12 protein-coding genes and 1 tRNA gene are annotated in these 14,932 nt (G+C 46.0%); 4 read left to right on the top strand and 9 right to left on the bottom strand.

What is annotated here, in order from left to right:
- Positions 1-49: 49 nt before the first annotated feature.
- The 3 genes from dapD to prmB are packed head-to-tail and all read left to right on the top strand — an operon-like array spanning position 50 to position 2,976.
- Entirely contained in the window at positions 50-877 is an 828-nt protein-coding gene (dapD, locus tag FD968_RS02815; protein WP_068948111.1) for a 2,3,4,5-tetrahydropyridine-2,6-dicarboxylate N-succinyltransferase, read from the top strand.
- A 6-nt stretch (positions 878-883) separates the two neighbouring features.
- Positions 884-2,035, top strand: a complete 1,152-nt coding sequence (dapE, locus tag FD968_RS02810) for a succinyl-diaminopimelate desuccinylase (RefSeq protein ID WP_215367270.1) — start codon at positions 884-886, stop codon at positions 2,033-2,035.
- A 44-nt stretch (positions 2,036-2,079) separates the two neighbouring features.
- Positions 2,080-2,976, top strand: a complete 897-nt coding sequence (prmB, locus tag FD968_RS02805; protein ID WP_215367269.1) for a 50S ribosomal protein L3 N(5)-glutamine methyltransferase — start codon at positions 2,080-2,082, stop codon at positions 2,974-2,976.
- A gap of 16 nt (positions 2,977-2,992) precedes the next feature.
- Here the strand turns inward: prmB and radA are convergent, their stop codons facing one another.
- From radA to FD968_RS02790, 3 genes are read right to left on the bottom strand one after another with little or no spacing between them, the layout of a single operon-like run.
- Positions 2,993-4,357, bottom strand: coding sequence for a DNA repair protein RadA (gene radA, locus FD968_RS02800; protein ID WP_215367268.1), 1,365 nt, complete (start codon positions 4,355-4,357; stop codon positions 2,993-2,995).
- Positions 4,358-4,376: 19 nt separating this feature from the next.
- Positions 4,377-4,886 (bottom strand): hypothetical protein, encoded by a 510-nt coding sequence (locus tag FD968_RS02795; protein ID WP_215367267.1) that lies wholly within the window; start codon positions 4,884-4,886, stop codon positions 4,377-4,379.
- A complete protein-coding gene (locus FD968_RS02790) occupies positions 4,883-6,724 on the bottom strand; it encodes a potassium transporter Kup (protein WP_215367961.1) in 1,842 nt (613 codons plus the stop codon). The genes FD968_RS02795 and FD968_RS02790 overlap by 4 nt, the downstream gene beginning before the upstream one ends.
- A 257-nt stretch (positions 6,725-6,981) precedes the next feature.
- On the opposite strand from FD968_RS02790, the gene FD968_RS02785 reads away from it, so the two are divergent.
- Positions 6,982-7,058: transfer RNA gene (locus tag FD968_RS02785), tRNA-Met, on the top strand.
- A gap of 26 nt (positions 7,059-7,084) precedes the next feature.
- Here FD968_RS02785 and FD968_RS02780 read toward each other — a convergent pair.
- The 6 genes from FD968_RS02780 to FD968_RS02755 all read right to left on the bottom strand — a co-directional run bounded on the left by FD968_RS02780 (position 7,085) and on the right by FD968_RS02755 (position 14,922).
- Positions 7,085-9,523, bottom strand: coding sequence for a DNA internalization-related competence protein ComEC/Rec2 (locus FD968_RS02780; RefSeq protein ID WP_251367666.1), 2,439 nt, complete (start codon positions 9,521-9,523; stop codon positions 7,085-7,087).
- Between the two features lie 246 nt (positions 9,524-9,769).
- Positions 9,770-10,762, bottom strand: coding sequence for a tripartite tricarboxylate transporter substrate binding protein (locus tag FD968_RS02775; RefSeq protein ID WP_215367265.1), 993 nt, complete (start codon positions 10,760-10,762; stop codon positions 9,770-9,772).
- Positions 10,763-10,816: 54 nt separating this feature from the next.
- The gene (locus FD968_RS02770) at positions 10,817-11,887 is read right to left on the bottom strand and encodes a TauD/TfdA family dioxygenase (RefSeq protein ID WP_215367264.1); all 1,071 of its coding nucleotides are present in this window, start codon (positions 11,885-11,887) and stop codon (positions 10,817-10,819) included.
- Between the two features lie 263 nt (positions 11,888-12,150).
- Positions 12,151-12,975, bottom strand: coding sequence for a TatD family hydrolase (locus tag FD968_RS02765; protein WP_215367263.1), 825 nt, complete (start codon positions 12,973-12,975; stop codon positions 12,151-12,153).
- A gap of 8 nt (positions 12,976-12,983) precedes the next feature.
- The gene (locus FD968_RS02760) at positions 12,984-13,667 is read right to left on the bottom strand and encodes an ABC transporter ATP-binding protein (RefSeq protein WP_215367262.1); all 684 of its coding nucleotides are present in this window, start codon (positions 13,665-13,667) and stop codon (positions 12,984-12,986) included.
- Positions 13,660-14,922 carry a lipoprotein-releasing ABC transporter permease subunit gene (locus FD968_RS02755; protein WP_215367261.1) on the bottom strand — a complete coding sequence of 421 codons (1,263 nt, stop codon included), beginning with the start codon at positions 14,920-14,922 and terminating at the stop codon, positions 13,660-13,662. Before FD968_RS02755 ends, FD968_RS02760 begins: the two co-directional genes overlap by 8 nt.
- Positions 14,923-14,932: the final 10 nt, after the last annotated feature.

The following is a 14,932-nucleotide window of genomic DNA, read 5'->3' as shown; positions in this document are numbered from 1 at the left end:
TACCTCCAGGGACAAAATCCCTTAACAATCTGATAGTTAACTGAAAAGCATGAGCCAATCACCACAAAGCATCATTGAACAAGCCTGGGAAAACCGCGCAGACCTCTCACCAAACAGCGCCCCTGGGGACGTCCGAAGCGCCGTAAATGCGGTCTTAGAAGGCCTAAATGCAGGCACCATTCGCGTCGCTGAGCGTCGCTCTGTCGGCAAGTGGGAGGTAAATCAATGGGTTAAGAAAGCTGTATTGCTTTCTTTCCGCCTAGAAGACAACATTCCCATGAGCGCTGGTGGCTACACCCAGTTCTATGACAAGGTTCCCAGCAAATTTGAAGGTTATACCGCCGCTGACTTTGCAGCTGGTGGTTTCCGCGTTGTTCCCCCGGCAGTTGCCCGTCGCGGCTCCTTTATTGGCAAAAATGCTGTTTTGATGCCTTCCTACGTCAATATTGGTGCTTATGTAGGCGAAGGTACGATGGTCGATACCTGGGCAACCGTGGGCTCTTGCGCCCAAATCGGTAAAAACGTTCACCTCTCTGGCGGTGTTGGTATTGGCGGCGTTTTAGAACCAATCCAAGCAGGCCCAGTGATTATTGAAGATAACTGCTTTATTGGCGCCCGCTCTGAAGTTGTTGAAGGTGTGGTCATTGAAGAAAACGCTGTTCTCTCTATGGGCGTCTATATTGGCCAAAGCACCAAGATTTATGACCGTGAAACCGGTGAAGTCCATTACGGTCGGGTTCCAGCAGGCTCAGTTGTCGTTCCGGGCTCATTACCTTCTGCTTGTGGCAAATACAGCCTCTATGCAGCCATCATTGTGAAAAAGGTGGATGCGCAAACGAGAGCGAAAACTGCCATCAACGAACTTCTCCGCGACTAACAATCTATGAGCGCCACCCTCGAGCTTACTGAAGCTCTGATTGCTTGCCATTCCGTAACACCGGCTGATGGTGGCTGCCAAGATTTAATTGCTAAACGTTTACAGGAGATTGGTTTTCATACTGAGAGCGTGATTAGTGGGCCAAATGATTTTCAGGTTACCAACCTATGGGCGATCAAAAAAGGAAAAGCGGGCGATCAAGGTAAGGTCTTAATGTTTGCCGGCCATACCGATGTTGTGCCCACTGGCCCCCTTGAAAAATGGACAAGCAATCCATTTACACCAACGATTCGTGATGGCAAGCTCTATGGTCGCGGCGCGGCTGATATGAAAACTTCGCTGGCGGGTTTTGTAGTGGCCACTGAAGAATTTATTACCAAGCATCCAGATCATCAAGGGTCCATTGCCTTCTTAATTACTAGTGATGAGGAAGGCCCGGCAAATGACGGCACCGTCATCATGTGTGAGCGTTTGCAAAAACAGGGTCAGCGCTTGGATTATTGCGTCATTGGTGAGCCTACTTCCGTTGATCAATTAGGTGACATGATTAAGAACGGTCGTCGCGGCTCTTTATCTGGCAAGGTAAAGATCAAAGGCATTCAGGCGCATATTGCTTACCCTCACCTAGGCGCTAACCCAATTCATTTGTCGGCTCCAGCTATCACTGCCTTAGTAGAAACAGAGTGGGACAAGGGAAATGAATATTTCCAGCCAACGAGTTTTCAGATCTCTAATATTCACGCTGGCACGGGCGCAAATAACGTCATCCCCGGCGAACTTGTGATTGACTTTAATTTTCGCTTCTCCACTGAGAGCAAACCTGAGCAATTGCGTGAACGACTTGAGAGCATCCTCAAAAAGGCTGGCTTGGATTTTGAGATTGACTGGGTACTAGGTGGCAGCCCCTTCATTACGGGCGACGGTGACCTTGCCGGTGCCTTGCGCAAAGCCATTAAAGCTGAAACCAAAGTTGACACCGAACTCTCTACTACTGGCGGTACTAGTGATGGTCGTTTTATCGCCAAGATCTGCAAAGAAGTTGTAGAGTTTGGGCCACTCAACGCGACAAGCCATAAGATTGATGAGTGCGTCATTGTTGATGATGTAGAGCCGCTCAAAAATATCTATCGCAAAACACTTGAGCAACTGATTGCTTAAGCGCACGCCTACTTTTTTCTTTTTTAATCCACATTACTTCCATCATGGACCCTGAGCCTTCACAAGCCTATTCAGTTAGTCAGTGCATTGATCAAATTGCACAAAAACTTGAAGCAGAAAATTTGCATTATGGACATGGTGCTATCGACGCACAGAGTGAAGCCCTGTGGATTACCAGCAAGCAACTCGACCTCAGCCCTGCAGATACACTTGATCATCTAGAGCAAATGCTCTCGGAAGGCCAATACCAAAATGCATTTCTTATTGCGCAACAAAGAATAGATACTCGTAAACCACTAGCCTATCTATTGGGGGAAGCTTGGTTAATGGGTATACCGTTTTTCTGTAGTGAGCAAAGCATTGTGCCGCGCTCATGGATTGCCGAACTCATTGTGGACGGATCACTCGAGCCTTGGTTGCCAGCTGGTGGCAAAGCATTGGATCTTTGTACAGGCAATGGTTCCTTAGCAATCTTGTTGGCACTTTCTTGCCCAGATATTCATGTGAGCGCCTGCGATATCAGCATGCCAGCCTTATCTGTAGCAGCGCGTAACGTGGATCGTCATGGTTTGAGTTCACAAGTAGAGCTACTAGATGGTGATCTTTGGGATGCATTGCCAGAACCCAATGAAGACAATTTGTTTGATCTGATTATTTGCAACCCGCCTTACGTCAATGCAAACTCTATGAGCGCCCTACCAGCTGAATATCAAGCTGAACCAGTATTAGCACTTGCCGGCGGTGATGACGGCATGGATCTGATTCGTAAAATTATTGCGCAGGCTCCAGATTACCTCTCAGAACGTGGCGCTCTCTTACTGGAAATTGGTAATGAGTATGAGAACTTCAAGAAAGCTTTCCCGCAAATCCCAGTCATTTGGATGGAAGTGTCTGCTGGGGAAGAACAAGTGCTTTTAATTCAAGCAGAAGATCTTCGATAAAGCAGTTATCAAATACTTAACTGAGTTCTGCTGCAGCTGCGATTGCCTGATCAATTCGCTCTACTGGTATCACCTTTAAGCCTGGGATCTTCGTCTTCGGCATATTCGCTTTTGGAATAATGGCAACAGTAAAGCCAAGCTTTGCAGCTTCTTTAAGGCGCTCCTGACCACGCGGGCATGGACGAATTTCTCCAGCTAAACCGACTTCACCAAATACGATGAGCTCTTTAGGTAAAGCGCGATTACGGATCGATGACTGTATTGCTAACAACACCGCCAAGTCAGCAGCAGGCTCTGAAATTTTGACGCCACCAACTGCATTTAAAAAGACGTCTTGATCAAAACATGCGACACCAGCATGACGATGCAATACCGCTAGCAGCATGGCCAAACGCGCTTGCTCTAAACCAACTGCTAAACGACGGGGATTGGGAACATGTGCCGTATCAACGAGTGCCTGAATTTCTACTAAGAGGGGTCTGCTGCCTTCTTGGGTAACCAATACACAAGCACCTGGCACCATTTGCTCATGTTGCGACAGGAAAATAGCAGATGGATTGGTGACGCCACGCAGCCCTTTTTCAGTCATTGCAAAAACGCCAAGCTCATTGACCGCTCCAAAACGATTTTTAATCGAGCGTACTAAACGGAATGAAGAGTGGGTATCCCCCTCAAAGTACAAAACGGTATCCACAATATGCTCAAGGACACGGGGGCCAGCTAGGTGACCATCTTTAGTGACATGACCCACCATCAATACACAAATGCCGCTGGACTTAGCAGCTCTGGTTAATTGAGCGGCACACTCACGAACTTGTGCAACAGAACCTGGAGCCGAACTCAATACTTCCGAATACAAAGTTTGAATGGAATCGACCACTAATACTTGCGGCTTCACAGTATCCATAATGGAGATCAACTTCTCCAACTGAATTTCTGCCAAGACTTCTAGTTGAGGCGCATCCAACGCAATTCGTTTTGCACGTAATGCGATTTGCGCAGCCGATTCTTCGCCACTGCTATAGAGCACATTCATGCCCGCAGAACTCATCTCCGCCAAGGCTTGCAATAACAAAGTAGATTTACCAATCCCTGGATCGCCGCCCAATAGCACCACACCACCAGGCACTAGACCGCCACCTAATACACGATCAAACTCTTCTACGCCCGTGCTAAAGCGTGGTAAATCTTCTGCAGTAATAGCAGAAAGCTTTTGCCGCGGCAGGGATTGCGCTAAGCCTTGAAACCGAGAATTTGACGTGGTCTCTGGCAAACCCTCTTCCATGGTGTTCCATGCCTGACAAGATGGACATTGACCCTGCCACTTTGCAGATGTGCCGCCACATGATTGGCAGATGTAAACCGTTTTGACTTTAGCCAAGAGATACCCAGTAAATTAATTAATCAAGCTGTGTGCCAGCTTTATTTTCTTGCGCACGCTTAGGGGCGTCCTTGCGACGCTGCTCTAGATCGGCCGCTCTTGCAGCTGCAGCTTTTTGCTTTTCCTCAAACTCACGTTGATTATCAACGCGTTCTGCAGCCTTGAGGGGCGAAGCACGCTCAGCAGCGCGCTTTAGATCTTCTTGATCTTTAATGCTCTTACGTAAATTGCGTTGCACTTCATGCAAAGCACGCTCTTGTTCGCTAATAGGATCAATCTCTTTGCGGTACTCTGCTCTAGCACTTCGCAAGCAATAGTTCACCCAGTAGTTTTGATAGCAATCAGAAGAAGCTTTACCCCAGCGATACTTGGCCCACTCTCTCTGCAGCTCCAGTTCAGACTCAATCTTGTCTAATTTAGCTAACTCAGCCTCTTCTGCTGGTGTAGCTAAAGCAATGCCGCTCAAAGAAGTAATGACCAAAAATATTCCAAGGAATACTTTAGATCGCAAAGGAAGATGCTTTCTCAAATCTCTACCTTCGCGCCCAACTCAACCAAGCGGTTTGCCGGAATCTTAAAGAAGTCTGATTGACGGCCTGCATTCTGATACATCCAGCAGAACAAGCGCTCACGCCATAGCGCCATACCTGGAATTTCAGTAGAAACAATCGTGTCACGCGACAAGAAGAAAGACGTATTCATCATGTCAAACTTCAGATCAGAGGACTTCTCAATCAATTCAATAATCTGGCCCATATCAGGAGTCTCGTTGAATCCATATACAGCGCGGACCACATAAATTCCGTTACCAAGATCACGTAAAGTAATCCGTTCTTCATCTTTGACGTAAGGCACATCCCAAATACTCACTTTGAGGAAGAAAACTCGCTCATGCAGAACATGGTTGTGCTTGAGGTTATGCAAGAAAGAAACTGGCAGATAGTCAACGTGGGCGGTCAAGAAAATCGCAGTACCCTCAACACGGTGAGGCGGATGCATCATCAGAGCCTCAATAAAGCTCTTCAATTCGATGCCGTTGCTCATCGCATTCTGACGCAAGATCCTGCGACCCTGATACCACGTCATCAAGAATATAAAGCAAACTGCGCCCAATAAAAGTGGGAACCAGCCACCTTCCATAATCTTGAGCAAGTTAGCCGTTAAGAACGCAAGGTCAACCGCCAAGAATGCGCTAATCACAAGAGTTACCAGAATAGGATTCCAGCGCCAAACCACACGCATCACAATGGCTGCTAAAAAGGTGGTCACAATCATTGTCGTTGTTACTGCAATGCCATAGGCTGCCGCCAAATTCTCAGACTTCTTAAAAGCCAACACCACAACAATCACTAAAACCAATAAAACCCAATTCACTAGCGGCATATAAATCTGGCCAATCTCTTTATCAGAGGTATGGCGCACTTTCATGCGTGGAACAAAACCTAACAAGATAGCTTGACTGGTCATTGAGAAGGCGCCAGATATCACAGCTTGCGAAGCGATCACGGTTGCAGCAGTCGCCAATAACACCAATGGAAAAACAAATCCTTCAGGCACCATTAAGAAAAAGGGATTGCTAATGGTTTCAGGGTTATTTAAAAACATTGCACCCTGACCAAAGTAGTTCAGCAGCAAACAAGGCATCACAATAAAGAACCAACCCATACGAATAGGCTTCACACCAAAGTGACCCATGTCAGCATACAAAGCTTCGGCGCCAGTCAATACCAAGAAAACAGCCCCCAATACAATAAAACCTTGCAGAGCATGCTCATGCATAAATTGAATGGCATATATCGGATTGATAGCAGCAAAGATGGCGGGGTGCTGCACCACCTGATGCAACCCCATTAAGCCAATCACCACAAACCAGACAACCATGATTGGACCAAACAACTTACCAACCACATCAGTTCCAGTTTTTTGAATCAAGAAGAGCGCCACTAAGATGGCAATAGTGATGGGCACAACGAAGCGGGTGAGATCTGGAGAGATGACTTCTAGACCCTCCACGGCAGAAAGCACTGAAATAGCGGGAGTAATAATCGCATCACCATAAAACATACAGGCACCAAATACTCCAGCCATGATGATGAGTAGAGAACGCTTTGAGCCCGTTGGAGCCGTTCTTAATGCCAAAGCCATGAGCGCCAAAATACCGCCCTCACCATGATTGTTTGCGCGCATCACAAACAACACATACTTTAGCGAAACCACAATCGTAAATGCCCAAAACACCATGGAGATCACTCCATAAACTGCCTCTGCAGAAAATGGAATGCCGTGCTCAGGACTAAAACATTCTTTCAGCGCATATAAAGGACTGGTGCCAATGTCACCAAAGACCACGCCAATGGCAGCAAACATCAAAGCAACCGATGCACCATTTTTATGATGGTGTGGCTGGCGAGATACCTCGACCGGCCTTAATAATGATGATTCTGAAAACTCCGGATTGCTTACGGACATAAATAAATCCCAAGGTGATGTTGCGTGGCAATATGTTACTCCTTCTAGAGGGTCTTCAAATTTGGAATTTCTGTCAAAAAACCGCTTTTTTATGCGTCTTTCGCAGGAATACCTCGACAGGAGGGCCCGAAAAATGGTAGAATTTCAGCTTCAGACGCGGGGTGGAGCAGTCTGGCAGCTCGTCGGGCTCATAACCCGAAGGTCGTAGGTTCAAATCCTGCCCCCGCAACCAAGAATTACGTACTAAGCCCTTAATTTTTAAGGGCTTTTTGCTTTTATAGGGCTCGAAAGCTTCGACCCAGCCTCAGCTTGGTCAATATTACGATGCCAGAGACGTCCTATATCGCGCCTTAAAAAACGGATTAAAGTCCCGGCACCCTTTGTAAAAGTCCAAATTTGCGCGCCCGTCTTTGGCGTTTGATGAAAAGGGATCTGCATACCTTCATAACGTGCAGTAACGGTCGGATGCGGATGGCCATAACGATTGCGATATCCATTTTGAGCAAAAGCAATATCCGGTCTCAATTTCGCTAATAGATCAATTGACGAAGAAGTTTTACTACCGTGGTGTGGCGCCATAAAAATCAATTCTCTTTCATCTAATGCGCTTAGTGTTTGCGAATCAAGGCGATCAGTCATTTCTGCTTCGCCCTGTTTCTCTACATCCCCAGTTAACCAGATCGAACTATTTTTATTGCGCACCTCTAATACACAACTCATTTCATTAGGCTTCATCGAATATTGATTCTCAAAAAGCGTATCTTCATTTGGATGCCAAATTAAAAACTCCACCTCATCCCAAATCCAGTACTGACCATAACGGCATGGAATACTTGGAATGCTGTTGAACTGTAAATTTTTTAGTAATGGGTTATTACCTGGCAATGACCCCATCATTGTGTCAAACCCAACCTGCTTCAGTAGCGAGGCTGCCCCGCCCACATGATCACTATCACTATGACTAATTACCATACGATCGATTCGATCTATACCCCTGCCGCGCAAGTACGGCAGCAGGACACGTTGCCCAGCATCATCTTTTTTACCCTGTATCGGACCAGTGTCATAAAGCAATCTCTTATTAGCAGTCTCAATAAAGACCGCTGTGCCCTGCCCAATATCAAATACTGTTGCCCTAAACTCTCCAGATCTAAGGGTCTGGTACTCCAAATTAGCCAACGGGATAAAAAATAATAGGGAAGGCAGTAAAGCGAGTAATCTTGATGGCCAAGAATGGGAAAGATCTCCAGGGCGGATGGCATAAATAATCCCAATCCCCGAAATGAATAACATCCACCATACTGGTTGACTCGACCAAACTACCGCCCAATTCCAATGAGCCAACCACTCTAATATCACGGCCAGGTATTCCATTGATGCATGTGCCGGCAATAAGAGCCAGCGGCCAATAAATTCTGGGAGTAAGGCGCCAGCAATTGCCAAGGGGGTCACAACATAACTCACCAAAGGAATCGCAAATGCATTGGCGATTGGCGAGAGTACCGATACCTGATAAAACCAATACAAAGTAAAAGGGAGTAGTGCAATGGTTACCACTGCCTGTACACGACAAGCTTCACGTAGTGCCTGCAAGATTCGATTTGACCAATGCACCTCCAACTCTTTTCCAGTGGGGATACCCAACAATCCAGAAGAATCTTTCATCGCAAAGAGAATGGCGGCGACCGCTCCAAATGAAAGCCAAAATCCTGGCGTATAAGGTGCCATTGGATCAATGACTAGAACAAATGCGAGCGCCCACCACCAAATATCGAATGATCTTGGATTTCTGCCAGTCCATAAAGCAAAGGCAACGACGCCGACCATATACATCGTTCTTTGCGCCGGTATCTGAAAGCCTGCTAACCATGCGTAGATGAATGCCGTGATAAAACCTGAGGCTGCTGCTACTTTACTCAACGGAATGATAAGTGGCCATGCGCGACGCCGCCAGATAAATCCAGCAATCGACGCCCCAATACCTGCCAACATCGTGACGTGTAAGCCCGAAATAGAAATGAGGTGGCCTATACCGGTTGCATTAAATACCCGCCAGTCATCTTGCTCAATGGCATTTTGATCTCCCATCACTAGCGCAATAATCACGCCGGCATAGCGCGCATCACCTGGCAAGAGTGAACGAATCTTTTCACGTAATTTCCAACGTGCTAACTCCATGCGCAACTCAAATTCGGTCAGACCAATATCAATTGTTTTCAACAATTTGCCAGATCTAACGGATCCACTAGCACCAAAATCCTGATGAAATGACCAACGCTCAAAATCAAAGGTATAAGGGTTTAAAGATCCATATGGTCTCTTGAGCTTGACCTTCAAATTCCAGCGCTGCCCTGGGATTATTTGAGGAATCTCTTCATTGCTTCTCCATGCAGGCTGCCAACTTAGATAGATTCTTTTAGGAAATACACTGATCTTTTCTTTGCCATTCAAAAGATAGCTAATCTCAAATGCAAACTTGGCGCCCGCAGAACTACTTTGTGGAAGAGCGACAACTCTTCCTTCAGCACTGAGTTCTTTGCCCTCTAAATCCTCGGCAAGAATATTTGCCAGTCGCCTATCTGCATAGTTTGCATTCCAAGCAAAGCCCACAGTGAATAAAAGAAGACAAATAAAAATATATCGAAGCCCTCTGATTTGAGGGCCTAGGTATAAAGCCAGCCAACACAAGAAGCTCACAAATAAGCATGCGGGTAGCCATAATGTTGGAACTTGTGGCAAAAATAAAAGAAATGATCCCCCGGCGATGAACGCCGTAATTGCTAAGCGCAAGGGCCTAAGAAGCTAAAGCTAAGTTTGGATTGCCAGTACAGAGAGCCGACCAATGTAGCAATATCTGCACGACATTATCCCGGCCCAAAGAAGAAAATAAATTCAGCTCAAGCAAACGTACCCGACTCACTAGCAAGATATATATCCTGAAAACTATTTACGCAAACCTAAATTTGTGCCAAGTTTTTCATAAAGAAGAACTTGCTGTTTCACAAATTGCTCCGTTTCAGATGGAGAACGAATTGCTGGAATCGCTCCCGCTGTTTTATTGGCTCCCTCCCACGCTGGGTCTTGAGCCACCTTCTTTAATACTTCAGTCCACTTATCCACTACCTCTTGGGGCAATCCTGGTGGGCCAAATAAACCACTCCATCCCGTGGCTTGCTCAAATTGATTTAATCCCAACTCGCGACTAGAGGGAATATCAGGGAAATCTTTTAGTCTATCTGGCGTAGATACCATCAAACCACGCATACTTCCGCCCTTAATTTGGCCCGCTAAAGTAGTCATCGTGTTACAAACAAAATCGACTTGATTTCCCAGTAAGGCAGCACTACTTTCACCAGCGCTTTTATATGGGATCATCGTAGCCGCTGAAGAAGGCAGGTTTGCTGCATTGAGCAGTATTTCGACGGATAAATGCTGAGAAGTGCCTGCACCAGCGGTTGCATAATTGAGCTTGCCTGGATCAGAGCGCAAAGCGTTAAGCAGATCCTTCATGTTTTTATAAGGTGAGTCGCTTTTGACAACACACACCATAGGATTTAAATCTAACAAAGTAATGAAAGTAAAATCATTCCACTTGTAGGGGGTTTTGCTGTCGAGTGCCGGCACAATAGCCTGAGAACCTACTCGTGAGATCAGCAAGGTATAGCCATCGGGCGGGCTATTACGAACCTTTAGCGAACCAATTGTTCCTGATGCGCCTACGATATTCTGAACAATCAAAGGTTGATTCATCAACTTAGTTGCTACTGCAGCCAAGTTTCTGCCTGAAAAATCGCTATCTCCGCCTGCGGTATAGGGGGCAATTAAAGTAATCGGCTTATTGGGGTAGCCTTGCGCACTAAGACCTAGCGAAACAAAATTTAAAGCTGCAAAAATGAGCCCAAAAATCGAAAGCTTAAGACTCAAAGCATTATTCATTATCTTGCGCAGATTATCGAACATATCATCACACCCCAAGTAGATTTTCAGTTTTTAAAGCGTATTGAGCTCAACACTAAGCTGAGTCCCTGGAACAATAATTCCGCCGCGATCACCCTTGGTAGTAGAGCCCCAACGGGGAACGTAATAATCAGGAAGCGACCGTGCGTTATCAGGAGCAATCCATAATCTGAGCAAATGACGATGGCGCTCAGGCTCTGGCCAATTTTCAAAATCACTTCTTGAATGAAGTATTTGATGGTTATTCAATATTTGAATGTCGCCAGGCTCAAACTCCATAGACAACACAACCTTTCGCTCCGCCAATATTTCATCCATCAAATCCATGACTTCAATCTGTTGACTCGTTAGCCTAGGAGCATCTGGAAAGTTCATTTGTGCTGCGTCGATATATTGACGTATGTAGGTACAAGTTAATTGATCTTCATACCAAGTAAAAATTGGCATGCTGTACCAAGGCTCATAACCATCGGGAATCTCGCCTCTCCTATCCGTTGGATAAGGCATAAATAAAGCCTCTACTAAATCTGGGCGCCTATGCGAAACCTCGTTATACAAGCTAATAGAACTGGCAATATAAGACTCCCCGCCCGACTTGGCCTTTTGAAGACAAAGTAAGGCCACTAAATCTGCAGAATCCGTATGAAAATCTAATTTTTTATTGGTTTGATAAAAGCGGACATCTTTATTCTTGATATCAACACCTTGATCTTTAACATGTCCCAATAAATGTCCCTTTGCATTACTACTACGCAAACTTCCAATATGAGAACCAATACCAAGATAAATGGTGGCAGACAATTTAAGCTCTAGCTGATCAACAGGCAATCCTCTGATCAACAAAAACCCGCGCCCAAACAGTAATTCATTTGAAAACTCTTTTATCTTTTTGGATAAAGAGGGTATTGGGAACAGTTTTGGAGAAATCTGCTCTAGCGGCTTATTCAGTGACAAAAAATAATTCCCCGCCTCTATAAGCTCGCGAATTTCATCTTGAGTCCACTCCAGAATCCAGGATGTATCCTTTTGTAACTCTTGCCCATTCCATGCGGCAGGCCCAACAATCGCTTTAGGTAGTTGCAACTTCGGTATCAGATCATTCATCTACATTCCCAAGGAGAATCATTTGCTAATCAATATAAACTAACTAGCAGAATACTAAAGTCTCTTTTTTTGAATTGTTAGTAGTTCCCCTTACTTTTCATGAGGAGGCAACGAAGGACAACTTAAGGATTTTGCTTTTATCTACTGAAAACATTACTGCATCGCAATAGCAAGCAAGAATGAGCGCCTGCAAACCATGACCGCACCCTAGGAATTTGAGCTCAGACTCGAGGATTGTGAGTGCCCCGCTTTAACCAGCCTAACTAATTAAAACGCTTATCTGCGCAAAGAGCCGACCAACGGGGCAATACCTCCATAGCATTGCACCAAGCTGCTGAGGCGAATTCAGCATCGCTTATGCCACGAATAGCGGCCAACTCTTTTGCAATACGAACCACAAAGGCGGGTTCATTAAATGGGATGTCCTCTTCTCTGAGCCAAGCCGGCGGTATATCCGGAGAGTCCGTCTCAGTAACGATGCTATCAAGCGGCAATTCAGTTAAGAGTCTGCGAATCTGCAATGCACGCTCATACGTGGCTGCACCACCAAAACCCAACTTAAAACCGAGTTCAATAAACTGCTCAGCTTGCTGAAAGCTGCCATTGAATGCGTGCGCAATTCCACCAGGAATTTTGCGACGTCTAAGCGCCTTTAAAATAGTGTCTTGTGATCTACGCACATGCAAGATCACTGGTAACTGATACTTCTGGGCCAAGTCTAACTGCGCATGAAAAAAAAGTTCTTGTTTATGCGGGTCTAAACCTTCTACAAAGTAATCCAAGCCAATCTCGCCAATACCTACAAACCTTCGATCTGAAAGTGATTGATTGATTTGTTCTTCCAAGAGAGCAATATCTTCTTCGCGCGCTTGATTGGTATACAGGGGATGAATGCCTAAGGTATAAACCAGTCCAGGAATCTCATAGCTAAATTGGGTAGCCAACTGTCTAACGTGCTGGCAATCAGAAGCTTTGACTGCGGGCAATAAAATAGCTTGCACGTTCTTTTCTTTAGCGGCGGCAATAATTGATGGCAACGAGCCTGAGAACTCTGGTGCATCTAGGTGACAATGAGTATCAATCCACATGGGATGCTTTACTGCGCGAATGTCTTGAGAACTCCGCGCCCTAAGTGCAAGATACGATCGCAGCGTTTAGCTCGTACAGGATCATGCGTCACGATCACAAAGGCTGTACCCTGTTCGCGAGCAATATCGAGCATCAGATCAAACACGCCATCAGCAGTTTCAGTATCTAAGTTGCCAGTGGGCTCATCTGCTAATACACAAGCAGGATTACCCACCAATGCTCTTGCTACTGCTACACGCTGACGCTCACCACCAGATAATTCACCTGGGGTATGTAATTCACGATTCGCCAAACCAACGGCTTTCAGCATCTTGCTAGCGCGCTCCATCGACTCATCGTTACTTAAACCGCGAATGCGTAATAGCAATGCAACATTCTCCACGGCGCTGAACTCATCTAAGAGATGGTGGAATTGGTAAATGAAGCCTAAACTTTGGTTACGGAGGCGATCAAGCTTGGCAACCGATAGTTGATTGATATTGGCGCCGTCTAATAAGACTGAACCAGCGCTAGGAGTATCAAGGCCACCCAAAAGATGTAACAAAGTACTCTTACCAGATCCTGAGGAGCCCACAATGGCAACCTTCTCGGAAGGCGCTACCTCTAAGTCAACAGACTTAAGCACCTCTACTGCGGTTGCGCCTTGACCATAGGTTTTAGCCAAACCTTTAGCAATCAGAACCTTATTCATATCTGAGGGCCTCCGCAGGTTGCACCTTGGCGGCGCGACGGCTTGGATACAGAGTGGCCAGTACGGATAAGCCAAAAGCCATTAATCCAACTGTCACTACATCACCTAAGCGCACATCTGAAGGCAACTCACTAATAAAGTACACCTCACGCGGCAAGAAACGCACACGGAAGATAGCCTCAATAGCGGGAACAATCACATCAATATTGAGTGCAATGAGTAAACCAAGGCCAACGCCAGCCAAAGAACCTAACAAGCCAATGGCTAAGCCTTGTACCAAGAAAATTCTTTGAATTAAACCTGGGCTCGCGCCCATTGTTCTCAGAATCGCAATATCAGCCTGCTTTTCATTAACGGTCATCACTAAGGTAGAGACCAAATTAAAGGCAGCTACAGCAATGATCAAGGTCAGAATGATGAACATCATCTTCTTTTCTGTTTGAACCGCAGTAAACCAATTTCGATTTGAACGGGACCAGTCAGTAATCCATAGTGCTTGAGGCACAACGGCAGCTAACTCATTAGCAACCTCAGGGGCACGTTGCATGTCATCAACCTTGACGCGTAGACCAGACGGGTCACGCAAGCGCAGCAAGGCTGCCGCATCCTTCCAATGCATGATAGCCAATGAACTATCGTATTCATAATGGCCGCTATCAACAATACCCACAACTTGAAGGGTTCGCATCCGAGGCATTGCACCAGCTGGCGTTAAATCACTCTCAGGAACAATCAAATTAATTCGATCTCCGACATGAGCGCCAACCAAAGATGCTAGTTGCGCCCCCAAGGCAACGCCAAAACCACCTGGCTTAAGATCATCAATACTTCCAGCAATAAATTGTTTTGGTAAATCAGAAACCTTGCCTTCTTCACTTGGCAAAATTCCGCGAATCGCAACACCACGCATCATGTTGTCTCTTGCGAGTAGACCTTGCGAACTCACCATGGGAGCAACTCCAACTACGTGAGGCTGACCTGCAACTTTTAAAGCCAGTGGCTCCCAATTCGCTAAGCCATCAGGTGCAGTAATTTCTACATGGGAGAGAACGGAGAGCATGCGGTCACGGACTTCCTTCTGGAAACCATTCATCACCGATAAAACCACAATCAGAGATGCAACGCCTAAAGCGATACCTGCAGTGGATATCCCAGAAATAAAGGAAAGGAAGCCGTCACGCTTACCAACCGTCTTACGACGCTTGGAACGGGTATAGCGTAAGCCAATTTCTAGCTCAATCGGAAGTCTCAACATAGCCACAGTT

It is taken from the genome of Polynucleobacter sp. AP-Titi-500A-B4 (genome assembly GCF_018688095.1).
GTDB lineage: Bacteria > Pseudomonadota > Gammaproteobacteria > Burkholderiales > Burkholderiaceae > Polynucleobacter.
The sequence above is the reverse complement of the archived record's forward strand: the minus strand, read 5'-3'. Positions and strand labels throughout refer to the sequence as shown.

What these genes read in the sequence shown, in the direction of transcription:
- FD968_RS02775 (WP_215367265.1), bottom strand. Translation starts at nt 10,762, where the DNA reads ATGAATAATGCTTTGAGTCTTAAGCTTTCGATTTTTGGGCTCATTTTT.
- dapD (WP_068948111.1), top strand. Translation starts at nt 50, where the DNA reads ATGAGCCAATCACCACAAAGCATCATTGAACAAGCCTGGGAAAACCGC.
- FD968_RS02770 (WP_215367264.1), bottom strand. Translation starts at nt 11,887, where the DNA reads ATGAATGATCTGATACCGAAGTTGCAACTACCTAAAGCGATTGTTGGG.
- FD968_RS02765 (WP_215367263.1), bottom strand. Translation starts at nt 12,975, where the DNA reads ATGTGGATTGATACTCATTGTCACCTAGATGCACCAGAGTTCTCAGGC.
- FD968_RS02760 (WP_215367262.1), bottom strand. Translation starts at nt 13,667, where the DNA reads ATGAATAAGGTTCTGATTGCTAAAGGTTTGGCTAAAACCTATGGTCAA.
- FD968_RS02755 (WP_215367261.1), bottom strand. Translation starts at nt 14,922, where the DNA reads ATGTTGAGACTTCCGATTGAGCTAGAAATTGGCTTACGCTATACCCGT.
- FD968_RS02790 (WP_215367961.1), bottom strand. Translation starts at nt 6,724, where the DNA reads ATGTTTGCTGCCATTGGCGTGGTCTTTGGTGACATTGGCACCAGTCCT.
- prmB (WP_215367269.1), top strand. Translation starts at nt 2,080, where the DNA reads ATGGACCCTGAGCCTTCACAAGCCTATTCAGTTAGTCAGTGCATTGAT.
- dapE (WP_215367270.1), top strand. Translation starts at nt 884, where the DNA reads ATGAGCGCCACCCTCGAGCTTACTGAAGCTCTGATTGCTTGCCATTCC.